Annotated in this window: 20 protein-coding genes and 1 riboswitch; of the genes, 16 read left to right on the top strand and 4 right to left on the bottom strand. The window is 64.0% G+C overall.

The annotated features are described in order from the left end of the window. Positions 1-57: 57 nt before the first annotated feature. The 6 genes from tyrS (at position 58) to ABG80_RS15905 (ending at position 6,640) form a co-directional block, all read left to right on the top strand. Complete coding sequence (gene tyrS / locus ABG80_RS15880; RefSeq protein ID WP_058088567.1) at positions 58-1,317, top strand: tyrosine--tRNA ligase; 1,260 nt, start codon at positions 58-60, stop codon at positions 1,315-1,317. A 285-nt stretch (positions 1,318-1,602) separates the two neighbouring features. Beyond that, entirely contained in the window at positions 1,603-2,433 is an 831-nt protein-coding gene (locus tag ABG80_RS15885) for a PEP-CTERM sorting domain-containing protein (protein WP_058088568.1), read from the top strand. Between the two features lie 201 nt (positions 2,434-2,634). After that, complete coding sequence (locus tag ABG80_RS22050; RefSeq protein ID WP_058088569.1) at positions 2,635-3,495, top strand: PEP-CTERM sorting domain-containing protein; 861 nt, start codon at positions 2,635-2,637, stop codon at positions 3,493-3,495. A 127-nt stretch (positions 3,496-3,622) separates the two neighbouring features. After that, complete coding sequence (locus ABG80_RS15895) at positions 3,623-4,756, top strand: OmpW/AlkL family protein (protein WP_058088570.1); 1,134 nt, start codon at positions 3,623-3,625, stop codon at positions 4,754-4,756. Positions 4,757-4,931: 175 nt separating this feature from the next. Next, a complete protein-coding gene (locus tag ABG80_RS15900; RefSeq protein ID WP_152987658.1) occupies positions 4,932-5,615 on the top strand; it encodes a hypothetical protein in 684 nt (227 codons plus the stop codon). A 323-nt stretch (positions 5,616-5,938) separates the two neighbouring features. After that, a complete protein-coding gene (locus ABG80_RS15905; RefSeq protein WP_058088572.1) occupies positions 5,939-6,640 on the top strand; it encodes a hypothetical protein in 702 nt (233 codons plus the stop codon). A gap of 102 nt (positions 6,641-6,742) precedes the next feature. On the opposite strand, the gene ABG80_RS15910 is transcribed toward ABG80_RS15905, so the two are convergent. Continuing rightward, positions 6,743-7,357, bottom strand: a complete 615-nt coding sequence (locus tag ABG80_RS15910; RefSeq protein WP_058088573.1) for an NTP transferase domain-containing protein — start codon at positions 7,355-7,357, stop codon at positions 6,743-6,745. A 132-nt stretch (positions 7,358-7,489) separates the two neighbouring features. Here ABG80_RS15910 and pdxH point away from each other — a divergent pair, with 132 nt between their 5' ends. Next, positions 7,490-8,140, top strand: coding sequence for a pyridoxamine 5'-phosphate oxidase (pdxH, locus tag ABG80_RS15915; RefSeq protein WP_058088574.1), 651 nt, complete (start codon positions 7,490-7,492; stop codon positions 8,138-8,140). 13 nt (positions 8,141-8,153) lie between these two features. On the opposite strand, the gene ABG80_RS15920 is transcribed toward pdxH, so the two are convergent. The 3 genes from ABG80_RS15920 to ABG80_RS15935 all read right to left on the bottom strand — a co-directional run bounded on the left by ABG80_RS15920 (position 8,154) and on the right by ABG80_RS15935 (position 12,856). Continuing rightward, positions 8,154-10,355: a tetratricopeptide repeat protein gene (locus ABG80_RS15920; protein WP_058088575.1), complete on the bottom strand. Its 2,202-nt coding sequence runs from the start codon at positions 10,353-10,355 to the stop codon at positions 8,154-8,156. A gap of 33 nt (positions 10,356-10,388) precedes the next feature. Beyond that, positions 10,389-10,958 (bottom strand): peptide-methionine (S)-S-oxide reductase MsrA, encoded by a 570-nt coding sequence (msrA, locus tag ABG80_RS15925; RefSeq protein WP_058088576.1) that lies wholly within the window; start codon positions 10,956-10,958, stop codon positions 10,389-10,391. A 311-nt stretch (positions 10,959-11,269) separates the two neighbouring features. Further along, positions 11,270-12,856, bottom strand: coding sequence for a UbiD family decarboxylase domain-containing protein (locus tag ABG80_RS15935; RefSeq protein ID WP_058088578.1), 1,587 nt, complete (start codon positions 12,854-12,856; stop codon positions 11,270-11,272). A gap of 317 nt (positions 12,857-13,173) precedes the next feature. Between ABG80_RS15935 and ABG80_RS15940 the strand changes: the two genes are divergently transcribed. The 9 genes from ABG80_RS15940 (at position 13,174) to ABG80_RS15980 (ending at position 25,108) form a co-directional block, all read left to right on the top strand. Continuing rightward, complete coding sequence (locus ABG80_RS15940; RefSeq protein ID WP_083506172.1) at positions 13,174-14,193, top strand: lytic transglycosylase domain-containing protein; 1,020 nt, start codon at positions 13,174-13,176, stop codon at positions 14,191-14,193. A 77-nt stretch (positions 14,194-14,270) separates the two neighbouring features. Further along, positions 14,271-14,404, top strand: a riboswitch (ZMP/ZTP riboswitch). A 56-nt stretch (positions 14,405-14,460) separates the two neighbouring features. Beyond that, on the top strand, positions 14,461-15,711 hold the full coding sequence (glyA, locus tag ABG80_RS15945) for a serine hydroxymethyltransferase (RefSeq protein ID WP_058088579.1): 1,251 nt from the start codon (positions 14,461-14,463) through the stop codon (positions 15,709-15,711). A 7-nt stretch (positions 15,712-15,718) separates the two neighbouring features. Then, complete coding sequence (nrdR, locus tag ABG80_RS15950) at positions 15,719-16,195, top strand: transcriptional regulator NrdR (protein ID WP_058088580.1); 477 nt, start codon at positions 15,719-15,721, stop codon at positions 16,193-16,195. A gap of 160 nt (positions 16,196-16,355) precedes the next feature. Further along, positions 16,356-16,910, top strand: a complete 555-nt coding sequence (locus tag ABG80_RS15955) for a GspH/FimT family pseudopilin (protein WP_058088581.1) — start codon at positions 16,356-16,358, stop codon at positions 16,908-16,910. A 21-nt stretch (positions 16,911-16,931) separates the two neighbouring features. Continuing rightward, a complete protein-coding gene (gene pilV / locus ABG80_RS15960) occupies positions 16,932-17,534 on the top strand; it encodes a type IV pilus modification protein PilV (RefSeq protein WP_268760985.1) in 603 nt (200 codons plus the stop codon). 7 nt (positions 17,535-17,541) lie between these two features. Next, positions 17,542-18,699, top strand: a complete 1,158-nt coding sequence (locus ABG80_RS15965; protein WP_160322565.1) for a PilW family protein — start codon at positions 17,542-17,544, stop codon at positions 18,697-18,699. Then, positions 18,696-19,358, top strand: coding sequence for a pilus assembly PilX family protein (locus ABG80_RS15970; protein WP_058088584.1), 663 nt, complete (start codon positions 18,696-18,698; stop codon positions 19,356-19,358). The genes ABG80_RS15965 and ABG80_RS15970 overlap by 4 nt, the downstream gene beginning before the upstream one ends. Positions 19,359-19,367: 9 nt before the next feature. Then, the gene (locus ABG80_RS15975) at positions 19,368-24,575 is read left to right on the top strand and encodes a pilus assembly protein (RefSeq protein WP_058088585.1); all 5,208 of its coding nucleotides are present in this window, start codon (positions 19,368-19,370) and stop codon (positions 24,573-24,575) included. Then, positions 24,572-25,108: a type IV pilin protein gene (locus ABG80_RS15980; protein ID WP_058088586.1), complete on the top strand. Its 537-nt coding sequence runs from the start codon at positions 24,572-24,574 to the stop codon at positions 25,106-25,108. Before ABG80_RS15975 ends, ABG80_RS15980 begins: the two co-directional genes overlap by 4 nt. Positions 25,109-25,129: the final 21 nt, after the last annotated feature.

Raw genomic sequence — 25,129 nt, forward strand, 5'->3', positions numbered from 1 at the left:
GAGTATAGCGGGCACGAGCTGCCTTCCCGCCTGCTGATTTTCACCTGTTGGTTCACCATGTCTCACCCCGAAAAAGCGCCCGAAGCCCTGCCTGAACATCCCATCACCGACCGGGTGAAGGAGGCCCTGGCCATCACGCGCCGTGGCGTGGACGAACTGCTGCCCGAGGCCGAATGGCTGCGAAAGCTGGCCCGCTCGGAAGCCACCGGGGTGCCCCTGCGCATCAAGCTCGGTCTGGATCCGACCGCGCCCGACATCCACCTGGGCCACACCGTGGTCTTGAACAAACTGCGCCAGTTACAGGATATCGGCCACCAGGTGATCTTCTTGATCGGCGATTTCACATCGCTGATTGGTGACCCGTCCGGCCGCAACACCACGCGCCCGCCGTTGACGCCCGAGCAGGTCAAGGCCAATGCCGAGACGTATTACAAACAGGCCAGTCTGGTGCTCGACCCGGGCCGCACCGAAATTCGCTACAACAGCGAGTGGTGCGACGCCCTGGGCGCGCGCGGCATGATCCAGCTCGCCAGCCGCTACACCGTGGCGCGCATGATGGAGCGCAACGACTTCCACGACCGCTTCCACGCGGGCACTTCCATCAGCGTGCATGAGTTCCTCTACCCGCTGATGCAGGGCTACGACTCGGTGGCGCTGAAGTCCGACCTGGAACTCGGTGGCACCGACCAGAAGTTCAACCTGCTGATGGGCCGCCACCTGCAGGCCGAATACGGCCAGGAGGCCCAGTGCATCCTGACCATGCCCTTGCTGGTGGGCCTGGACGGCGTCGAGAAGATGTCCAAGTCCAAGAACAACTACATCGGCATCAGCGAAGCACCGAACGACATGTTCGGCAAACTCATGAGCGTCAGCGACGACCTGATGTGGGCGTATTTCACGCTGTTGAGCTTTCGTTCGCTGGCTGAAATCGAGCAACTGAAGGCCGAGTGCGCCGCGGGCCGCAACCCGCGCGACGCCAAGGTCATGCTGGGCCAGGAAATCGTCACGCGCTTCCATGGTGCTGCGGCCGCTGAATCGGCGCTGCAGGACTTTGTCAACCGCTCCAAGGGTGGCGTGCCCGACGACATCCCCGAGGTGTCGCTGACCGCCCCAGCAGACGGCCTGGGCATCGGAGCCTTGCTCAAGCAGGCGGGCCTGGTGCCATCCACCAGCGAGGCCAGCCGCATGGTCGAGCAGGGCGGCGTGAAGGTCGATGGGCAGTCGGTGTCCGACAAGGGCCTGAAGCTGCCCGCCGGGGTGTACGTCGTGCAGGTGGGCAAGCGCAAGTTCGCTCGCGTGAGCCTGGCGCAAACGTGATTTGTGGCGCCTATTGATCCCATCGGGGCGTCAAAAAGCGTGAATTTCCACGAATGCGCGTTTCCCCTACCCTTGGCTGAGGGGGCGGGTGCCTTGCAGGGGAGCGCGGGTTGACGGATTGTTGCAATCTTCGGGAAAGCTAACTTGAACCGCCATGGTGCGTGGGTCAAGATGTCAACGAAGCAGGCGAGCAAAGCCTGCCGGCAGCCGGGGAGCTTGCGGACGCCCCGGCCAAGCCAGAAGTTCTCTCAACAAGCACGTCCGCATTAGAGAGTGGAGATCACAATGAAATTCAATCTGAAGAGCCTGGTCGTGGCCGCAGCCTTCGTGGCCGCTGGTGGCGCCAACGCTGCCTCCTTCACCGTCAACGAAGGCGGCGACCTGACGGTCGGCGGCTACCTGATCAGCGGCCTGACCGGTTCCGGCTCCCTGACCTTCTCGCAAGACCTGCTCGACACCCTGAACCTGGGCGTCGTTGAAGTGACCAACTTCGGTCGCGCCAACTCGACCATCGACGGCGTTCCTGGCGGCTACACCGCTGTCAGCGCTGCTGCCCCGGTGACCTCGCTGACCGGCACGCCCACCAGCGCCAGCACCGTGGCCATCACGGAAGTCGGCACCTCCGGCGGCGCCACCCAAACCCTGACCGAAGCTGGCGTTGACGCCGGCGTGGCCAATGGCACGGGTTTCATCACCATCACCGACCTGCGCGTTGACCTGGTGAACAAGGACGTCTACGGCACCCTGATCGGTGGCAATGGCGTTGGCACCGTCACCAACCAGAAGATCTGGTCGTTCGCCGAGATCTCCGGCCCGACCACGTTCGACCTGGACGCGATCATCGCCGCTGGCGGCACCGTCACCGTGAGCAACACGCTGACCAACCTGCAGATCTATGACGACGCTCTGGCCCTGCTGGTGCAAGCCACCAACCTGAATGCTGACCTGGGCGCCCCCGCCCTGGCTGGCGTGAACAACGGTGCCACCGGCTTCGGCTCGATCACCTCCAACATCACCATCTCGGTGTCGGCTGTGCCTGAACCCTCTGCCTACGCCCTGATGGGTGTTGGCCTGGTGGGCCTGGGCCTGTTCGCTCGCCGCCGCGCTGCACGCTGAGCCCTGGGCAAGGGATGCCCCGCCCCCTCATGCGAGGGGAAAGTCGGCAAGCATCCCCCCTGTCCGTGGTGCTTTGCACAGTTCGACAGGGAGTTCCCCGATGCTTCAAGGTGGGCTCCCTCTTAAAGTGAACACATGTCAGCAAGACCTTGGAAAACAAACCAAGCTTGCTTCAATCGACACCCTTCTGTGGAGAAATCGATGAAATTCAACAAAAGCCTGATCGCCGCTACCGCCATCACGATGTTCGCTGGCGCAGCCCAAGCTGCCCTCGAAACCGGCACCCTCGAAGTGGGCGGTTCGTACGCCAGCAACGGCTACACCTTCAGCGACCTGTCCGGCAGTGGCACCCTGAGCTTCTCCAAGCTGCTCATCACCGCCCTGAACCTGGCTTCGGTCGGCATGCAAGCCGTGCCTGCCGCCACGCTGCAAATCTCGACTTCCACGAACGCCTCCGGCGCCGTGAAGTACGTGAGCGCCGCCGCTGCCGCCCCCGTCACCGGCCTGACCAGCACCTTTGACGGCGCCACCGTCACCGTGACCGCTGTGCAAACCCAAGGCGGCTCGCTGCAGACCACGGTCAAGAACAGCGCCACCAACGGTGCTGGCTCGCTGAGCATCAGCGACCTGAAGGTTGACCTGACCACCAAGACCATCTACGCCGACATCGTTGGCGCCAATGGCGTGGGCACCCTGAACGACTACGCCCTGTGGACGTACGACACCATCAGCGGCCCCACCACGTTCGACCTGACCCCTGGCGCTCCCGCCAGCGCTGGCGCTTCGACCCTGTCGTCGACCAACGTCCTGTCGGGCCTGTTCCTGGTCAAGGCCACTGACATCGACGCCATCTTCGTCAAGTCGCTGAACCTGAACAACACCGGTCGCTCGGGCATCAACGCCGTGAACAACCGCACCGCCACCAACACCGCTGGTTTCGGTTCGATCACCTCGAACATCTCCGTGATCGCCACCCCGATCCCTGAGCCCAGCACCTACGCCCTGATGGCTGCCGGCCTGGTTGGCCTGGGTCTGTTCGGCCGCCGCCGCGCTGCTCGCTGAGCACATTGAGGTCACACGGGGCTTCGGCCCTGTGTGCGACCAGCCGCTCGCTGTCGTGAGCGGCTTTTTTATTGCACCGAGAAATCATCCCTGAGGCGGCCCCCTGAGCTGCCAGGAGACAGACAGCATGCCTTCCATCCGATTCGGTTTCCCGCAGCTCGCGGTGATCGCCCTGGCCGCCTGTGCGGCCATGCCCGTTTCTGCGCAACAGCAGACGAACTCGATTTTCCCGACCGGCTGGGACAGCAGCGTCCGCAGCCGCTTGTTCATGCGCATCGGCTACACGTCGGCCTTCACGCGGACGAAGTCTGAGGATGCGAAGGATGTCACGGGTTTCGCAACTTCGCGTGCAGACATCAATGCCGCCCTGGACCTTGGCAAAACCATCACTGACGAATGCGACGCGGGCTCTCGGACCGGAGCTGACTGTGCGCGCTATGCCGATGGTAGTAACGGTTTTACTTGGGATACCCTGGCTCGCGCAGTCTTGGAGGACGCTTTTGTTGCTGATGGAGTTGATGGCATTGGCACCCCTGCAGGCATCAAGGCCCGAGCGCAGAAGAACCTTGGAACACCGACGGTGTCGGTCGGTTACTGGCTGGATGACGATCGCAAGTGGTTGTTGGAAGGTTTTGTGCTGGCCATGCCCATGAGCGTCAAGATTCACGGGGAAGGTACCCGCTGGGATGGTTCGCCCAACAGCGTCAACGGCAAGCACATTGCAACCACCAAGCTGCTGCCGCCTTTGGTCATTGGCAGCTACAGCTTTGGTGACGCGAAGACTTGGCCGGTTCGACCGTATGTTGGCGTTGGTGTGATGTATGCCATCTTTTTTGGTGCCAAGACCACGCCGTTCTTCGATTCTTACGTTGGCGGCAAGACCACCATCTCTACCAAGAACGTCTTTGGCGCCGGTCCTTTCGTTGGATTGCAGGCCCCGCTGAACGATTCGTTGCATTTCAACATTTCGGTTGGACAAGTTGGGTTGCGCGCCAACTCCCGCTTGGTGACTTCTAACACCACGATCACCTCTGGCGCTGCTGTGCTGACGGACCTTTCCAGGAATCTGTCTGAAGCGGTTGCGAATGGCGACTCCCTGCTTCAGGGCGACACGGGGGATAACACTGTTGGTGGCACCACCCTGATCACCGAATTGGTTGCCCGCAACAAAGGCCAGGCCAACCTCGGCACCTTCGTGCGCGAGCAAAAGATGAAGATCACCAACACGATCGTCACGGTCAGCGTGGGCTACAACTTTTGAGTGAATCGGGCTAACCCGTACTTCATTTGAAGTTCGGGTGCTTCAATTTGTGCGGTATCGCACGTGTCCAGAGGCTCGCTCACTCAAATCGGGGGGGCACTGTTTTGAGCCCTGCCCCGATGATTTGAGCCATGGTCACCCGGATGGGTTGGGTGACCGCCACTCAGGAGCCACCATGCAACAATTCTCCCTCCGTCTGAGCGCCGTCGCCGCCATCGTCAGCCTGTCCGCCATGTCGGCCCAGGCCCTGACCCTGCCCACCAACTTCCTGGTGGCCGACTCGGTTCAGGAGTTCACGTCCGACAACCTGGACGCCCTTGACCTCGTCGGCATGACGATCGCCGCTCGCGGCACGGCTTCGGCTGTCAAGGCAGGCCCCTACGGCACGCCAGCTGCCTTCAGCTTCCCGATCACCAAGATCGTCATCGGCTCTGGCCTGAAGATCGCCTCCGGTACCGCCTCGGGCTCCGCCCTGTACTTCGATCGCATGAACGAAGACACCGGCGCCATCCTGGGCCTGACCCTGGCCAACTTCACCATTGACTACGTCAAGCATCAGGTGCTGGCCGACACCACTCCCAAGGGTGGCAGCACCCTGAAGATGATGCCGCTGTACAACTTCACGGTGAACACCCCCCTGGGCCTGAAGTACAGCTTCCCGCTGAAGATCACGCTGCACGAGCAACTGGGTGACCTGCGCCTGACGGATCAGGCTCGGAACGTGATCCTGACGACCATGGAACTCAACGCCGACATCGTTGACGAGTCCCTGCGTGCCTCGTTCGGCACCCTGACCCAGGACGTGACCACGAAGCTGCGCTCCAAGGCCGTCAGCACCACGCCTTACACGGCCAAGTGATGGCCTGCTTCATCCGGGTGATTTGATCGCCCGGTGGCAGACAGCAAAAGCGACCTTCGGGTCGCTTTTTTCATTGGAAGGCGGCCGATGAAGGGTGGTTGGGTCAAATTGGTTCAATTTGCGCCGAATGGTGATTACCCTGCATCGTGGCGTCATTTAACGCTGAGGGATAGCCCTTGAAATGGGCTGATTTGTGCGGGGATTCCCCTGGCCCTCTCCCGCATTCACGGGGCCACGGCAAAGCGGCTTGTTGCCATCATGAACTCACCGATCAACGCAATTGATCGCAGCCCCTGAACCCAAGATCACCTTCTGGAGAACACATGAAACTCGCCGCTGTTTCCCTCCGCGCCACCGCTGCCGCCGTCGCCCTGTTCGCTGTCTCGGCCGCTCACGCCGACCTGACCATCCCCTTCGCCTGGACCGAATCGAACTCGGTGCAAACCTTCACCCAGGACAACCTGGACAGCTTTGACCTGGTTCACCTGTCGGTGGTTGCCAAGGGCAACGCCTCGGCCAAGGGCGAACCCGTTAACGGTGGTTCCGGCTCGGTGAACTACCAGTCCTACAGCTTCCCGATCACCAAGATCGTCATCGGCAGCAACCTGTCGATCAAGTCCGGTCAAGCCGCTGGCTCGGCCCTGTACTTCGACCGCACCGACGACGACACCGGTCTGGTGTACGGCCTGACCCTGGCCAACTTCACCATCGACTACGCCGCCCAGAAGGTGCTGGCCGACATCACCCCCAAGGGCGGCACCACGGCTACCCAGCAGCACCTGTACACCTTCGAAGTCGACACCAAGCTGGCCCTGAAGTACAAGTTCCCCCTGACCGTCACCGGCCACGAAGTGCTGAAAAACCTGCGCCTGTCCCAAGGTGCTCAGGATGCCCTGAACAGCGCCCTGCTGCTGCCCGAAATCGCTCAGGACGCCCTGAAGTTCGACTACGGCACCCTGACCCAAGACGTGAGCACCAACCTGCGCAAGAAGTCGATCTCTTCGGCTCTGTACGTCGCCAAGTGATTGGGAGGGGCGGCTGCGGCTGCCCCGAGCCAACTCAAAGCCAAAGGGCCCTCATCCGAGGGCCCTTTTTGCTTCCTGCAGCGACCGGGCTTGAGGCCCGCTTCATCCGCGCAGTGGGTCTTGTGCAGCCGTGGGTTGCTTGAACAGCAACACCTGGGTGAACAGGAGGTCCCACGTCTGCATCAGCACCGTCGGGTCGTCCAGCTCCAGTGCATGGGCCGGGTATCGGTTCATCAGGCGGAGCAGTTCCCGGTCGGAGTTCAAGCGGATGAGCTCGGAGAACAACTCTTGCCCAAAACCCATCGGCATGCCGACCCGACCTCCATGGCAGGGGTAGACGAGCAGGTGCTGTCTCAATGCCTGCCGCAGTCGGGTCAGCGTTTGCGGTCTGGGTGGGGTCAGGCTGCTGGGCAACAAGACCCAGCCCGACGCCTGTGCGCTGAGCTGAACGCCTGCCCTGATGGCCGATGACAGCCGATGGGCCGGGTGCGGCTCGTGCAGGGGCGTCAGTTGAATCGGAGTCTGCACCTGCCAGCGCGAGGCCTCTTTCAGAACGGGGGGGGAGCCAAGCAGGACAACGTCCATGCCGCACATCTGGCAGCTCTGCACCAGGTGCTGCGTGCCGTCCAGGAACGAGGGCAAGCCTGTGACAGCGCCACCACCGTCTGGTCGATCAGACGGGGCAGGTGTGATGATGGCGGTGACGGCGGTTTCCATTTGTTCTTCCCTTTCCCAAGTGTGAAACTGGTGCGCCGCAGCAACCAGGGAAGCTTCACTTAGGGGCATACCCGTGTGCTGAATTGATTTGAGTCATTTCAGGCATCAATCCAAAGCACCGATACTCGAACCATGGACAAAACACCTCATGATTTGGCGCAGATGCGCAAGAGCTATGAACAGGCAGAGCTGGACGAAGGCCAGGTTTTGGCTGACCCGGTTGCGCAGTTCCACCATTGGTTCGATGAGGCGGTGAAGGCCAAGGCCCTGGAGCCCAATGCCATGACCCTGGCAACGGTGGGCCAGGACGGGCGTCCGTCAACCCGTGTCATCTTGCTCAAGGGCGCCGATGCGCAAGGGTTGGTCTGGTTCACCAACTACCAGAGCCGCAAGGGCCTGGAACTGGCACGGCACCCTGTGGCTGCCGTGCAGTTCTTCTGGCCTGAACTGGAGCGGGTGGTTCGGGTGGAAGGCCGGGTGGAGCTGGTCAGCGAGCAGGAGTCGGACGCTTACTTCATGGCGCGCCCCCTGGGCTCCCGGATCGGTGCCTGGGCGTCGCCGCAGAGCAGCGTGTTGCCTTCCAGGGCGGCGCTGCAGCAGGCCTGGGCGGAGCAACAGGCCCGCTGGGGCGAGCACCCACCGCGCCCGGCTCATTGGGGGGGGCATCGCTTGCTGCCCGATCGCTGGGAGTTCTGGCAAGGGCGTCCGTCACGCCTGCACGACCGCATCGAGTACCTGCTTCAGGCCGACGGGTCTTGGCTGCGCCAACGGCTGGCGCCTTGAAACAGAGGGGGCCTCAGGGGCTTGGCTTGGCTGCTTCGCTGCAGCGTTGTCGCCACATCCCTCGCAGGGCTTCCTGAAAATGTTGGGCGAACCTGGGGGCATCGAACAGCGGTGACTGGGCGGCTTGCTCGCGCAGCGCAGCGCGCAGCCGGCTCAGGGCTGGCAGGTCGTTCGCGAAGGCGATGGCTTTTTGTCGGTATGCCTGCGCGTCATTGGCAACCCAGTCGGCGAGCCCGACGTTCATCATCATGCTGACGCCCTGTCGGGCCACCAGGCAGTCGCCTTGCAGGGTCAACACAGGCACGCCCATCCACAAGCTTTCTGCGGTGGTGGTGCCGCCGGTGAAGGGAAACGGGTCGAGCCCGATGTCCACGCGGTGGTAGGCGCGCAGGTACTCTTCGCGCGGCGAGTTGCCTTCCAGGATCAGCCGGTCGCAGCCGATGCCCATCGCCTGCAGCCTCCGCGCCGTGAGGTCGTGGACCTGCGGGTCATCGAGCTGGGGGGCCTTGAGGAACAGCCGGCTGCCCGCCACACCCTGGACGATGGCCGCCCAGAGTTTCAGCACTTCGTCGTTGAGTTTGGTGAGGTTGTTGAAGCAACCGAACGTGACGTGCCCCTGTTGTGTCGCAGGCAGTTCGGACACCGGCGGGGCCGACTCCGGCGGGCTGAAGCACAGGCGTGTTTCGGGCAGCAGCCACAGCCGCTCGGTGAAGTCGCGCTGCACCTCGGCCGGTGTGCTCCAGGGGTCGGACAGGAAGTGGTCCATTTCCTGAAGGCCTGTGGTGGCGAAATAGCCGAGCCAGCTGACCTGAACAGGCGCAGGGCGCCAGGCGAAGACAGACAGCCGCGTGTGAGCGGTGTGGCCCGAGAGGTCGATCAGGATGTCGATGTCGTCGTCGCAGATGCGCCGTGCGGCGGTGGCGTCGTCCAGCCCGACCAAGGGGTGCCAGGCGGTGCAGCAGGCCTTGAGGCGATGGGTCAAGGCGTCGCTCAGGGCTTGCGTGGGGTAACCGATCAGCGCAAGGTTGTTGCCAGATTGCGCTCGGATGGCTTGCAGCACGGTGTCCAGGAAGTAGCCCACGGGGTGGCGCCGCAGGTCACCGGACACCAGGCCGACCCTGAGCGGTTTTTCCGGGTCCCAGCGATGCGGTCGAACGGGCGCGTCGGTGACCTTGGCACGCATGCGCTCGCCGTATTGGCGGGCGCGCTCGATGCGTCGTTGACGGGGCACGCTGCTGGCGTAGTTGCTGAGCATCAGCCAGTTGCTCAGCACGTCGAGGCGATCTGGCGCGAACTGGTCCGCGTGTTCGAAACAGGCCAGGGCCTCTTCAAGGTCTCCGACCTCCTTGTGCACATTGCCCAGGTCGATCCAGGCATCGACGTGCTTGGGATCGAGCTCGATGGCGCGCTTCAAGGCGACGATCGCGGCCTGGTACTGGCGCAGCTTGCCCAGCACTTGGCCCATTCCCTGTTGTGCATCGACATGGCTGGGTTGCAGCCGGAGGGCTTCTCCAAACGCTTGCAGTGCCTGCGGCATGCGCAGGGCGTCCTTGTGGACGTTGCCCAGGTTGTGGTGGGCGTCGGCCATGTCGGGGGCGAGCCTGATCGCCTGTTTGAGCGCCGCATGTGCTTCGTCCAGCCTGCCCCGTCGGGCGTGCAGGGCACCCAGGTTGCACCAGGCCTGAGCGTGGGCGGGTTCCACCTGGACGGCGGCCTTGAAGCTGTCCTCGGCGGCGTCGAGCTCCTGCAGCTTTTGTTGCAAGATGCCCAGGTTGAAATGCGCATCGGCGAAAGCGGGGTTCGCAGCGATGGCTTGGCGGTAGGCTTTTGCTGCTTCGGGCAGCTTGTGCTGGTCGGTGAGCACGATCGCCAGGTTGTAGGCGTGGCTGGCTTGAGTGGGGGCCAGTGCGATGGCATGCCGGTGGCTCTCTTCTGCCTGGCTCAGCAGGCCTTGGGCACGCTGAGCGTTGCCCAGGTTGCTCCAAGTCTCGGCGTCCTGCGGCATCAAGTTTGCGGCCTTGCTCAGGGCCGCCACACCGTCTTTATTTTGGGCCAGCAGCGCGACCCCCAGGACCTTCCAGATGAACCCCACCTCAGGGTGCAAGCGGGTGAGCTCACGGGTGCGTGACTCGAGCTCCGCGTGACGCCCCGAACTGAACAGGGCAATGAGCTGATTGGCGTCCTGGGCAGAGAAGGGCGGCGGGCTGTGTGTCATGGGCCCACATTGTGGGGCAGCGGCCGATGGCGCTCAGTCCTCGGTTTTGAGCAGCTCGCTGAAGGTGCGCCGGAACTTCTCCAGCTTGGGTGCGACGACGACCGCGCAGTAGCCCTGGTAGGGGTTCCGCGCCGCGTAGCCTTGGTGATAGGCCTCTGCAGGGTGGTAGTTCACCACCGGTGTCACCTCGGTCACGATGGGCGAGGCGTGCACGCCGCTGGCCGTGAGTTGTTCGATCAATGCACGCGCTTGCGCGGCCTGCTCGGCCAAGTGCGTGTAGATGCCAGATCGGTACTGGGTGCCGACGTCGTTGCCTTGGCGGTTCAGTGTGGTCGGGTCGTGCAGAAAGAAGAACACCTCCAGCAATTGCTGGTAGGACACGCGTGCCGGGTCGAAGCGCACACGCACGACTTCCGCATGACCGGTTCGGCCGCTGCACACAGACTCATAGTCAGGTTGGGGGTGTTCGCCATTGCTGTAGCCTGATTCGGCATGCAGCACGCCCTGCAAGCGGTTGAAGGCCGCTTCCAGGCACCAGAAACAGCCGCCTGCGAAGGTGGCCTCTTGAGCCGAAGCTTGGGTGTCGGTGGCTGCGTCGCTCATGGGGACTTATCCAGTTCAAGCCCACCAGGGCGATGGCTGAGAGTCTCGCAGAAACGAAAACCCCCGGCATGAGCCGGGGGCGACGCGACTCAGGGGCCGCGCAGGAAAGCGTCAGAGATCAAGGTCTGGCACTTCCCGAGACGCAGGGACTGCGTCTGCTTGAGGTACCTGCTCTCGGCAGGCAACTGCAGGTTAAATCAGGAATGGTCTGGGGGCAAGTGGCCGATCGCGCCGAGATGTGAGCAGGGTCAAACAAAGTCTCACAAAGCCCCACGACGCCACACAACGCCCCGAATGGGGCGCTTTGGGGTTCAGGTGCTCAGGACGCGCGCCACCAGGCCCTCGATGCGGTCGGTCACATCCTTGGGCATGGTGATGACGCGCCCCCATTCGCGGTCGGTCTCGCCGGGCCACTTGTTGGTGGCGTCCAGTCCCATCTTGCCGCCCAGGCCGCTGACCGGAGAGGCGAAGTCCAGGTAGTCGATCGGGGTGTGGTCGACCAGGGTGGTGTCGCGCACCGGGTCCATGCGGGTGGTGATGGCCCAGATCACTTCTTGCCAATTGCGGATGTCCACGTCGTCGTCGACGATGACGATGAACTTGGTGTACATGAACTGGCGCAGGAAGCTCCAAAGGCCGAACATCAGCCGCTTGCTGTGCCCCGCGTAGGCCTTCTTCATGCTGATGATGGCCATGCGGTAGCTGCAGCCCTCGGGCGGCAGGTAGAAGTCGACGATCTCGGGGAACTGCTTTTGCAGGATCGGCACGAAGACCTCGTTGAGCGCCACGCCCAGCACGGCGGGCTCGTCGGGCGGCTTGCCGGTGTAGGTGGAGTGGTAGACCGGGTCTTCGCGGTTCGTCAGGCGGCTGACTTCGAAGACGGGGAACCAGTCCTGCTCGTTGTAGTAGCCGGTGTGGTCGCCGTAGGGGCCTTCCAGCGCGTGCAGGTAGCCGTTCTTCTCTTTGAGTGGCACACCATGCTCGCTGACGCCCTGGTAACCCGCTGGTGCCGTCGGGATGTGGCCCTCCAGCACGAACTCGGCCGAGGCCGGCACCTGCAGGCGGTGCTCGCCTTCGCCCACGGATGTGTCGGTGACCTCGGTGCGGCTGCCGCGCAGCAGGCCGGCGAACTGGTACTCGCCCAGGGTGTCGGGCACCGGGGTGACGGCGCCCAGGATGGTGGCCGGATCGGCCCCGCAGGCCACGGCGATGGGGAAGGGTTGGCCCGGGTTGGCGAGCGCGAACTCGCGGAAATCGAGCGCGCCGCCTCGGTGGGCCAGCCATCGCATGATCAATTGGCGCTTGCCGATGAGTTGCTGGCGGTAGATGCCCAGGTTCTGGCGTCGGCGCGGGTTGGGCACGCCTTGCGGGCCGCGGGTGACCACCAGCCCCCAAGTCAGCAGCGGGGCGGCGTCGTCGGGCCAGCAATGCTGGATGGGCAACTCGGTCAGGTCGATGTCGCTGCCTTCGCGCACCACCGCCTGGCAGTCGGCCCGGCGAACGGAGGCTGGCTTCATGTCCCACAGGGCCTTGGCCATGTGCAGCAGCTTGCCGGCGTCCTTCAACCCTTTGGGCGGCTCGGGTTCTTTCAGGCTGGCGAGCAGCCGACCGATGTCGCGCAGCTCGCTGACGTCAGATGCACCCATGCCCAACGCCACTCGTTTGGGGGTGCCAAAGAGGTTGGCGAGCACCGGGGTGGTGTGCGTGCGCCCCGGGCGTCCGTTTGGATCGAGCTTGCCGACGGGCTTTTCAAACCACAGCGCAGGGCCGCCAGCCCTCAGAACGCGGTCGCAAAGGGCGGTCATGTCCAGGTGGACGGACACCGGGTCGCTGATGCGCTTGAGTTCCCCCTCTCGGGTGAGGCCTGCCACAAAGTCCCGCAAATCTCGGTATTTCATGCTCTGAGAGTAATAAAGAGTTGGTTCTTTATGCTTGACTGGTTATTTCAAGGCTGCCTAGAATCCGCCCCGTCGATCCCGGAACCGATTTTTTCCGGGTTAACCCTGGGTGCCTCTGGGCATCCTCGTCAGCTCCGGTCCTTGAGATTGCCGGGTGTGGCCCAAGTGGCTTGGCACCCTTTTCGAGGTCAGGCCCATGGTCGCCAAGCGACCGCCTGCAGCCTCGAAGCCGGGGCGATTATCACCGCCGACCTGGTTGCGCAGGCTGCTTCAAGGCAGCCTGCCCATGCGGTCAGCGGGGTGAGGAAAGGATAGTCATGTCTACGTTTGAACGTGCTGCCGAGGCGCCCCTGGTTGCCCCGACCGCGTCGAACCCCGCCAGCCGAATCGGCGAAGTCCTGGGTGTTGTCGCCTCGGACGTCCTGGGCGGTCTGCGCCATGCGAGTCACCATGTCCTGGCTGCCGTGGGCCTGGTCGCTGTCGTGGTGGTTGGCTTCCTGGCTGGTCGCCCGGACTTGCGCCATGGACTGGAAGACCAGGCCCTCTCATGGTTGTCTGCCCGCGCCATCCAGCGCGCCGAAGGGGGCGTGGACGCCGCACCCGACATCCTGCTGGCCATGGCCGAGCCTGAGGCCATTCAGCGCGCCACCGCCACCAACCCCGCCGAGCTCAGCCGACAGCAAGCCGCTGTGGCCCACTGGATCGCTCGTCGCTACAGCGTGGCCCCCGAGCCCGTCAGCCGCCTGGTGCAGGAGGCCTGGGTCCTGGGGCAGCGTGCTGGCCTGGACCCGACGCTTTTGCTGGCCGTGATGGCCGTTGAGTCCAGCTTCAACCCCTTTGCGCAAAGCCATGTGGGTGCGCAGGGCCTGATGCAGGTCATGACGCGTGTGCACCATGACAAGTACGCCATCTTTGGTGGCCAGAACGCCGCCTTTGACCCCGTGACCAACCTGCGCGTGGGCGTGCAGGTGTTGCAAGACTGCATCCGCCGCGCCGGCAGCGTTGCTGGCGGCTTGAAGCATTACGTGGGAGCCGCCAACCTGGCCGATGACGGTGGTTACGGTGCCAAGGTGCTGGCCGAAGCTGCCTACCTGCGCCAAGTGGCTTCGGGCCAGAAGGTGGCTTTCAACGCCAGCTTGCCTCAGGCCGGTGTGCCGAGTGCCGTTCAGGTTGCGGCGCCTCAGGCCGCATCGGGTGCGGCCGCGGGTGGTCACACCCTGGAAGCCGCCGAGCCTGCCCAGACCGTGCCTTCGGCTGGCGAGGCCGCCCCTCACCATGCCCCTGCTCGCTCGACCGAACAGGTGGCGCTGCTGACCCAGCCGCTGCCTGGCCGTTGACCCAATTGACGGCTGGGTCCGGTCATGGCGTTGGCCTCGCAGCTGTCATGCAGGCCTTTGCGGCCTCCGCTACAATTCGAAGCCTGCGCGACTGGCGATAGATGGCTGCATTCAGCGGCCTGAGGTGGTGAACCACCGGGAAGCGCAGCCGATTTCGTCCAGGCCGAAGCTTGAGACGAGGTCGTTTCAGCCGTTCGCCTGGGCAGCCTTTTTCACCCACCGTCCCTGGTGGGTGGCAGGTCATCAACCGTCTTGAAGAGACTGCCCATGTTCGTTCGCGCTCAATCCACCATCGCCAACGTCGACCCCGAGTTGTTCGCCGCCATCCAGGCCGAGAACCAGCGCCAGGAAGATCACATCGAGCTGATCGCCTCCGAGAACTACACCTCGCCGGCCGTCATGGAAGCTCAGGGCTCCCAGCTGACCAACAAGTACGCCGAGGGCTATCCCGGCAAGCGCTACTACGGTGGTTGCGAGAACGTCGATGTCGTCGAGCAACTGGCCATCGACCGCCTCAAGCAGCTGTTCGGTGCCAACTTCGCCAACGTGCAGGCCAACTCGGGCTCGCAAGCCAACCAGTCGGTGTTCTTCGCGCTGCTGCAGCCTGGCGACACCATCATGGGCATGAGCCTGGCCGAGGGCGGTCACCTGACCCACGGCATGCAGCTCAACATGTCCGGCAAGTGGTTCAAGGTCGTGTCCTACGGCCTGGACGCCCAGGAAAACATCGACTACGACAAGATGGAAGCCCTGGCGCGTGAGCACAAGCCCAAGCTGATCATCGCTGGCGCCTCGGCCTTTGCCTTGCGCATCGACTTCGAGCGTTTCGCCAAGATCGCCAAGGAAGTCGGCGCCTTCTTCATGGTCGACATGGCCCACTACGCTGGCCTGATCGCCGCGGGTGTGTACCCCAACCCCGTGCCGTTCGCTGACGTGGTCACCTCGACCACCCACAAGAGCCTGCGCGGCCCGCGTGGCGGCATCGTGCTGAGCAACAACGAAGAGATCGCCAAGAAGATCAACTCGGCCATCTTCCCCGGCATCCAGGGCGGCCCGCTGATGCACGTCATCGCCGGCAAGGCCGTGGCCTTCAAGGAAGCCCTGTCGCCCGAGTTCAAGGCCTACCAGCAGCAAGTCGTCAAGAACGCGGCGGCCCTGGCCGACACGCTCACCAAGCGCGGCCTGCGCATCGTCAGCGGTCGCACCGAGAGCCACGTGATGCTGGTCGACCTGCGCCCCAAGAACCTGACAGGCAAGGAAGCCGAGGCCATCCTGGGCGCCGCGCACATCACCTGCAACAAGAACGGCATCCCCAACGACCCGCAAAAGCCGATGGTGACCTCGGGCATCCGCCTGGGCTCGCCGGCCATGACCACGCGTGGCTTCAAGGAAGAGCAGGCCGTCATCGTCGGCAACCTGATCGCCGACGTGCTGGACAACCCGCACGACGAAGCCAACCTGGCCCGTGTGCGCGAGCAGGTCTCGGCCCTGACCCGCCAGTTCCCGGTCTACCGCTGAGCCGTCGATGCGCTGTCCCTTCTGCGGGCACCTCGAAACCCAGGTTGTCGAAACCCGGGACTCCGACGAAGGCGACAGCATCCGTCGCCGGCGCAAGTGCGGCAGTTGCGACAAGCGCTTCACCACCTACGAGCGCGCCGAAATCGAGCTGCCGGCCATCGTCAAACGCGATGGCCGGCGCACCGACTACGAGCGCGCCAAGCTCAAGGGCTCGATGATGCTCGCGCTGCGCAAGCGGCCGGTCAGCGCCGAGGCGCTGGAGACGGCGCTTGAAGCCATCGAGGCGCGCTTGCGTCAGTCTGGTGAGAAGGAAGTGGACTCGACTTGGCTGGGCGAGGCCGTGATGCGCGAGCTGCGCAAGCTCGACAAGGTGGCCTACGTGCGCTTTGCGTCGGTCTACCGCAGTTTTGACGACGTCAACGAGTTCGTGGCGGCGATCAAGGAGACGGGCAAAGCCCGCAAGGGATCGGCCGACGAGGGCTGACGGGACGCTCTCCTGTCGTTTTCCATGATCCCTCGCTTGCGGGGGCGACGCCCCTGAAACGGCGTCGATTCGAGGGGGAACCCGCAGGCCTGCGGACGAGCGGTCGGCATGCGCCGCTCAGCGGTGTTGCGCTGCCGGGTGGGCGCGCTACATTCGCCGCATGCAAAAAGCGGGAATCCTCCACATTCAGCGTGGCTTCACTCTGGTCGAGATGATGGTCACGATCGCTGTGCTTGTCATTTTGGCCAGCATTGCGGTGCCGGGCTTGCAGTCGTTCACGACTCGCTCGGGCATGAACGCCATCCGGGACGACTTTTCGATTGCGCTGCAGCGTGCGCGCTTGGATGCGATCAGCAGGAACACGTGCGTCTCGATTTGTCAGCTTGAGGCGGGTACGTCCAATACCTGCCAAGCTAACGCGACGGCATCATGGGCCGGCGGGTGGATCGTGTTCACCAACCAGGCCTGCTCTGCGGCCTTGCCTGATGAGGCCCTGCCTCGGGAAAACATCGTGGCGGTGCGTCAGGCGTCCGACCCACGGTTTCAGCTCATACAAAAAAACCCGACGGGAATCGTGACGTTCGACCCTCGCGGCACGCAGCTGGGCCAGAACTTCTCGGGTGTCACCCAGGACGCCCAGGAGGAAGACAGCGTGCATGCGCGAGCGATCAAAGTCAGTCGGCAAGGCCGCGTGTCGGTTGCGCTGAAAGACTGACGAGTTACCAGAGGTGAAACAGTGAAACCCCGTCAATCTGGCGTTACGCTCGTGGAGGTCCTGGTGTCCATGGTGATCATGGCCCTGGGTTTGGTGAGCTTGGCTGCGCTGCAGAACTACACCTTGCGATACCAACTGGGGTCGGTGCACCGGGCGCAGCTCTCCGGTTTGTTGTCCGATTACGCCGAGCGTGTGCGTTCCAACCTTTCCCAGGCTCCCGGGGTGGCTCCTGTCAAGCCAGAGGACGCGCCCTATGCATACCTGAAGACCTGGGCGGATCAGGCCAGCGTGCCTGACGAGGCGTCGGCATCTGTCTCATGCACGGGTGAAAGCGTCTGCGCTGCGGACGCCCTTGCCAATGCAGACAAAGATCAATGGCGCGCTCGCGTGCGTCGCGAGTTGCCGCGTGGCTCTGTCTGGGTGGCGGGGGATGCCGTCCAGGGCATGACCGTGACCTTCATGTGGGCCGACAAAGAAAACGTCGACAGCGCAGCGGCTGGCAACCTGGTGCAAGCGGCTTCCTGCAGCGCCAATGACACCGGCCTGGCGCAGCAAACCTGTTGTCCAGCAGATGCCAAGGTGCCTGCCGGGGTCCGCTGCGCCACCTTTTCTCTCACCCCCTGAATACACGATGCACCGCGAACGCATTTCATCAAGAGGCGCACGTCGGCAAAGCGGGGTGACGCTGGTCGAGCTGATGGTGACCATCGCCATCAACCTTGTCCTCGTGCTGGCAGCCACCTTGCTGTACCTCAACACCCGCAGCACCCAGCGCGAAGTCAACGAACGAAGTGCTGTCTACGAGACCGGGCAGTTCGCCATGGGCCTGCTGGCTCGCGATATCAACTCCGCCGGTTTCTACCCGGCCGCAGCCATCGAGAAACCCAACGAGACCTCTGCCGTGCCCACGGACGGTGTGCGCTTTACGTACGACACGGCGGTGGCAGGCATGGGGTTGACCGATGAGGCGTACGCGAACGGTGTGTTCGGTTGTGCGGGCAAGTCTTTCGACTCCAAGACCCGTGCCTGCGTCGATTCAGACAAGTTGCCCGAGGGTTCGGACTCCCTGGTGCTGTCGTATTTCACCGAAGACGCCTTCTCGCTGGGCGCCGGTCAACGTGGTGATTGCACCCGGTCCGATGTGATCACGGACACGACCGTTGCGAAGAACGACAAGCGGGCCACCTATTTGACCGACATGTCGGGTTCAGGCTCCGGCAGTGGTGCGGACGACAAAGGCGCCAGCAAGCTCACGGCCGACAAGGTCAAGCCAGACCTGGGGCCCTTGCCCGACGCGCCCCTGCTCGTGATCAATGCCTACGAGTTGATCAAAGACACCTTGGTGCTCGACGACGGGCGCGAGGTACCATCATCCACCCTGACGTGCTGGGGCAATGGCAGCGGCAGCCGTCAACCGCTGGTGCAGGGCGTCGAGCAGTTCGTCGTCAGCTACGGTCTGGCCAACGACGCCTCTCGCCGGCCGGTGCGTTATGTGTCTGCAGGCGTGGTGGGTACCCAGTCTGCCAACATCGACGGCGAACTTCAGCGTGGCTGGCAGCTGGTCACGTCCATCCGGGTGTGCATGCTCGTGCGTTCGGCCCAATCCACCACCTTGCGTGACGCGCCCGACGTGACCGATTGCCGGGGCGAATCCGTCAGCCGTGCTAACGGCGTCCAAGTCCAGCGCTTCGAGCAGGTCTTCAGCGTCAAGAACCGCCAGGGCAACACGGTGCCCTTGAAGTTGGCAGTGGCGGGCGGGCAGGCGCCCGATCCGGAGGCCCAGCCATGATGCGCGTTGTGCCTGCCCGCCAGCGTGGGGTGGCGATGTTGGTCGTGCTTGTGTTCACCCTTGCCTTGACTGGCATCGCCATCGTCAGCGCCCGCCTGGCCTTGCTGGGTGAGGGCCTGGCTCGCAACCAGCTTGACTTGCAGGTGGCCCGGCAGGCTGCCGAAGCCGCGCTGCGAGACGCCGAAAAGGACCTGATGATTGCCAATGGGGAGCTCGACTTTCCGGGAGCCGTTTGCAAGCGCAACGTCCAGCGCCCAGTCCTGAATCAGATCACCGAGTTCACGGAGGATTGCCTGCGCGGCCAGTGCCTCTTCGATCCGAAGAAGCGCGCCAAGGTCGATTTCTCAAAAGCCGAGGGCGATCCGGAGCTTGCCGAAGCCTGGTGGCCAGAGGATCGAGGTGGGCGCTGGGGCGCCCCAGGCGAAGACAAGCCTGGCGCAGGCAACGCAGGCCCTTGCCAAACGTTCACGGGCGCCGTCCCGTTGGGATCGTTCACTGGGGCGCGCGCCGTCCAGGGTGTGGCTTTCCAGCCCGAGTACCTGATTGAACTCATCCCACGCGGCACCGATTATTTCTTTCGCATCACCGCCCGCGGGTTCGGCTACCGTGCCGGCACAGAGGTGGTGCTCCAGTCTTACTTCTTGGTTCCCGAATCCTGAGGCCGTGCCATGAACCTTCACCTGCCTCGCCTCGCGCTGGCTGCAGCGTCGCTGCTGTCCCTGACGCTGACCGTCTGGGCGCAGACGGGCGTGAGCCCCCAGTTCTCATCCACCAGCCTCGCCGCCTACCCGCCAAACATCAGCGAAGGGGTTGGCGGGCCCATGATGATGCTCACGGCGTCGCGTGACCACACGCTGTTCGCACCCATCTACACCGACTACGAAGACATCGATGGCGACGGCACGGTTGACTACACCTTCAAGCCGACGTTCGTCTACTACGGCTACTTCGACGCCAAGCTCTGCTATAGCTATTCGACCGGCAACCCAGGGCGTTTCGTGCCCTCGGACGTGGCCACCGAGGTGGGCGGTCGACTGACCTGCCCTTCGAGGGAGCCCTTGTGGAGCGGCAACTTCCTTAACTGGGCCACGATGACCCGCCTGGACGTGGTGCGCAAGACCTTGTATGGCGGTCGAAGGGTGATCGACACAGTGGACAACGCTGGCGGTGACACCACGCTCCAGATGGCGGCGCTCGGGCACGACGCGCACGCCTTCGTCAAGTACTACGGTGGCGCAGACATCCGTGACTACACCCCATTCACGTTTGCCGAGCTGGGCAGCGCAGGCTTGACGATGTGCAGCCGTGGCACAGACGCCAACGGTCAAGGTCTGCCGCAGCTTCGTTTGGCCAAGGGCAACTACAGCCTTTGGGCCACGACGCCCGGGACAGTGTGCAACTGGTCCGAGTTCCAGCCTAACTTCGCCTTTGGCGCGAAGGCCCAGGCCTTCTATAAGGAGTACGGGCCGCCGGCCAAGGTCAACCCCTACCACGTTGAGCAGGTCCATCGACCCGATTTGCCGTCGTATGACCAGAATGGTGCCAAGTATGGAACAGTTGGCCCCGAGCTGATCGTTCGTGTTCAGTCATGCGTTGGAAAGTTCATCGGCCAGGGCAACGAACGCTGCCGAGGCTACCGCCGCACCGTCAACAACGTGGTGCAGACCACCTACAAGCCCATCGGGTTGTTGCAGGAGTTCGGCACCAGCGAGCGGACGAGCCAAGCGGTCCGCGCCGAGTTCGGCCTGATCACGGGCAGCTTCGACGACAACCTGCGCGGCGGTCAGTTGCGCAAGAACGTGGGCTCGGTCAACGACGAGGTTGACCTGGGCACGGGGCGTTTTTGCCACATGCTGACGGAGACCGACAGTAACAGCAACTGCAAGGTCACGGCCGATTCCTTTTCGAATGGTCGGGGTTCCACCATCGCGGGCATCATCCGTTCCTTTGATAGCTTGCGGCTGTTCAACGCTGGCAACTACAACGCTGATGCCCCGGTGATCGGCGGCCGAGCGGACACGTTCGCCTTCCCGTCTCAAGTTCCGAACGGCAGCTTCCCGTCCTGGGGCAACCCCATGTCGGAGATGATCACGCAGGCACTGGCCTATTTCGCCAACCTGCCCATGGGCGCCGATGCGACCAAGATCACCCGCGATGCCTCGGTGGGCCTGCCCGTTTCGATCACCCCACGCGACCCCCTTCGCGACACTGACAACGACCCCGTCGCCGGTGTGCCGCGCCGTGACCTGTTTGGTCGGGCGATCTGCCGCCCCATGCACATGCTGGCCCTGTCCAGCGGGGCGGTCACCCACGACACCGACGAGCCGGGCGCATCCGAAGATGTGTATGGCGATGCCGCGGCGTTCATCGGCAAGAACAAGGCCACCGAAACCATCCAGAAGGCGACCGACCGGGTTGGCCAAATCGAGGACATCAACAACAGCCGTCGTTCCGTGGGGTCGGCGGATGCCGACTTCGGCTCGGATTGCACCGCCAAGCAGATCGGCACCGTGGTAACCGAGGGCCTCGCACGGGTTGCGGGCGTGTGTCCGGAGGCCCCTGCTGTCAAGGGCTCGTACCTGGCTGCGGGCGCGGCCTTCATTGCCAACACCCAGGCGGTTCGCGCGCTGGCCGACTTGGTCAATGAGAACGGTAAGTCGGTGTCGACCAGCAGGCTCCCTGCCCACGCCCTGCGCGTGAAGTCTTATGCGGCCACCTTGTCAGGCGGCGTGGCCCGCATCGAGGTGCCGATTCCGGGCAAGGCGGGTGTGGTGTACATCACGCCCGAGAGTTCGTGGGACTTCGTGGACTACAAAACCACCAACGGCCAGTTGATGCCGGGTGCCATGCTCACCTTCCGATCGATCTATGGCGATGCGAACTCTGCGTCGTACGTGGTCACCTGGAACGACGCGCAGTTCGGCGGTGACTACGACATGGACATCGTCGGCTTTCTGCGTTGGGAGCGCAAAGAAAGTGCAAGCCGCCCGGGGGTGTACGAGCTCAGGGTGATGACCGACATCCTCAACCACGACGCAGGTGCCCGGGGCTCGCACGGCTTCAGCATCATGGGGACAGAGAACCCCGAGCTTGACAAGCGCTACCTGACACACGGTGGGGTGGGCTACGCTGCACCTGGCTCCGATTGTGCGGGCTTGGGCGGCACACAATTCAACCTGCGCTGTGGGTTCACGGACAGGGGGATGAACACGGGTGCTCCGAACAGCGGCGATGGCTACGCCTGGCCGAGCAGCTACGGAGGCCAACGCGTTGACTTCTTCGGCAGCAGCGCGCCCCTGACCACCACGGTGGCCAAGGACTTCACGGTCACCAATGGCGCTGCAGACGTCACCCTGCGCGACCCGCTCTGGTACGTGGCGAAGTACGGCAGCTTCAGCACCGGCGAAACCGAGTTCGCGGTCAGCTCGAACGCCAGCCCTGAAGCTCGCTCGGGTGCGGCCGCCGTCAACTGGGACAGCCAGAACAACAACGGCAAGGCGTGCGGGCTCGGCGGCTGCGCCGACGGCGAACCCGACGGCTACTTCCTGGCGCGTCGGCCGGAGTTGCTCGAGGAGCGCCTGCGCAACCTCCTGAAGGCCATCACCCAGGGAAGCAACTCGGCGCCTGCGGTGTCCTCGTCTCAATTGCTGTCCGACAGCATCAAGTACACGGCCGAGTTCAGCCCCACGGGGTTTGGCGGCACGATCAAGGCGTACACGCTCGACAAAGACGGCGCCTTCAACAGCCAGCCTGGCTGGAGCGCGACCGATCTGATGACCAAGGCCGGAACCTCCCGCACGATCATCACGGACAACGGCGACACCGGTCTGGTGTTCGACTGGGCGTCGCTCAATGTGGACTCCCAGGCGCCCTATCGCGCCGCGATGCTGGGGTTGAGCCTGAGTCAGCAGCCGACGCAGGCCGAGCGCGAGGCGCTATCGGCCCAAGCGAGTCGTGCCGAAAACCTGATCCTGTACATGCGCGGCGATGACAGCAAAGAGGGCGCGAGCTTCCGCGTTCGCAGCAATGGCGTCATGGGCCCGATCGTCAACTCGACTCCCTGGCTACAGAGTGGCTTGGTTGCCGGTCGCTACACCGATGCGGTGTTCGGCGACGGCCCCTCGTACCGCACCTTCGCCAACGGCAAGCTGAAGGCGAAGCCGGTGCTGTGGGCGGGCGCCAACGACGGCATGTTGCACGGCATCCATGCCCAGACGGGTGAGCCCCTGGTGTCCTACGTGCCCAGCCCCCTGGTCGGGCGCCTGGAGTCGGCCCTTTCGGCGGGCAATGTCTCTCCCGTGGCCCTGATGGACGGCAGCCCCTTCGCGGCCGACGTGCTGGCGGCCCCTGGCACCGGTTTCCGCACCGGCACGGGTTCGACGGGTTCCGTCAAGCCGGCCTGGGCCACCTACCTGTTCAGCTCGTTGGGCCGAGGTGGCCGGGCCGTGTTCGCGCTCGACGTCACCAGCCCCGACTCGCTGTCCTCCACGCTGACCGCGCCGGCTGCCTTCAAGTGGGTGTTTTCGTCGAGCGTCGACGGTGACCTGGGCTACCAGCTGCAGGACCCGGTGCGCCACCCGGGTTCGGGGCAGGCCTCGCAGGTGGTCTACCTCAACAGCGGTGATTTCGGCCTGTTGGTGCCCAACGGCTACGGTTCCGACCGTGGCAAGGCGGCTTTGTTCATCCTCGCGGTCAATGGCCCGACTTCTGCCGGCTGGCAGCCAGTGGGTGCCGGCTCGGGGGGCTCGTTCCGCAAGATCGTGGTGTCGCGTGACGACGACTCGCAAAACGGGCTGATGGGCGCGACCTGGGTGGACCTGGACAACAACGGCACCGCCGACGTCGTGTACGCCACCGACCTGCGGGGCCAGCTCTGGAAGTTCGACCTGCGCTCGTCAAACCCGCTGGAATGGCAGTCGGCCCTGGTCACCTCGGTGACGACCACGGTGGGCACCCAGGCCACCACCAACGAGGTGGCGCAGCCCCTGTTCACCGCCAGCGTCGGCGGGCGCACGCTGCCGATCACGACGGCGCCGGTGGTGTTCTTCCCGAACTTCGGGGGCGCGATGATCTCGTTTGGCACCGGTCGCGCCATCGAATCGGTCGACTTCCCCGATTCCTCCACAACGCAGGCTTTCTTCACGGTGTGGGACAAAGGCCGCTACCCGGGTGACCGGATCAACCCGCCTCTCACCAACGCCTCGGGTGAGGTCACCTTCGAGAACGCCTTGCCGCGTGTCGGCGCCACGCGAACGATCGGACAGGGTGAGGCGGCGCGCACCGTCAAGACCTTCGTGCGCCGCGTCTTGCGTCGCGACACGGACGGCAGCGTCTACCAGGTCCAGACCGACGACCAGGGTGACGTGGTGATCAAGAATGGTGCAGAGGTACGCCTGGCCGATGGCACCACCACCCAGGAGTTCAAGCCGGCCGAACACGACGGTTGGTACTTCGAGTTCCCGGTCGCGGGGGAGGCGGTCATCAGCTCGCTCACCCGGCGTCAGAACTTCGTGCTTTTCACCACCGTGCGGCCGAAGTCTGGCACGGAGCGGGAGGTCTCGTGCTCGATGGAGCCACAAGGCGCGCTGTACGCGTTCAGCCCGGTGTCTGGTTTGCCCATCACCCGTCTCCTGTCCACCACCTCTCTGCTCATCGGCAAGGACATCGCGGATCAAAAGGTCGTCGCTGTCACGGACGCGTCGACGGGTACGTCCGTCAACACTGGCGGGGAAGGCAAGGGGCGTGCGCTGGGCAAGGGCACGGACGAGGACATCAACTTTTCGGCTTCGAACCTGCGCCTGCAATGGCGCGAAATCATGGGCATGCGCACCCGTCCTGCCGCCACGGCCGATGAAGATAAGGCGCCCACACCATGAAGGTCAGAACCATGATCGCGCGTGACACTTGGGCCTCGCGTCGGCCCCACGCCATCACCTCCAGGGGGTTCACGCTCATCGAGGTGATGATCACCGTGGTGATCGTGGCCATCCTCGCGGCCGTGGCCTACCCGTCCTACACCGAGTACGTGGCCCGGGGGCACCGCACCCAGTTGAAGACACAGATGCAGGCCGCCCAGCATTGGATGGAGCGCCGCTACAGCGAGCGTTACTTCTACGGCAACGCTGCGAACACCAACGATGCTCCCGCGGCTTTCGCGGATCAATTGTTCGCGTCCAGCCCGCCGGCTGGCGAAGGGGCTGCTCGCTACAGCCTGAGCGTCACGATCAACGGCACCGGCCAGGGATACGTCATCACAGCCGAGCGCGTTGACACGGGAACCATGGCCAATGACCAGTGTGGCGACCCGACGGTCGACAATCTGGGCGTCAAGGGTGTCGTGGAAGACAGCCTGAACGACGGTCGCTACAAGGGCGATGTGGCCGACGCGATTGCGAACTGCTGGCGGTGATTCGTTGAGAGCTAGAAGTGA

This window comes from Aquabacterium parvum (assembly GCF_001447195.1).
Lineage (GTDB): Bacteria > Pseudomonadota > Gammaproteobacteria > Burkholderiales > Burkholderiaceae_C > Aquabacterium > Aquabacterium parvum.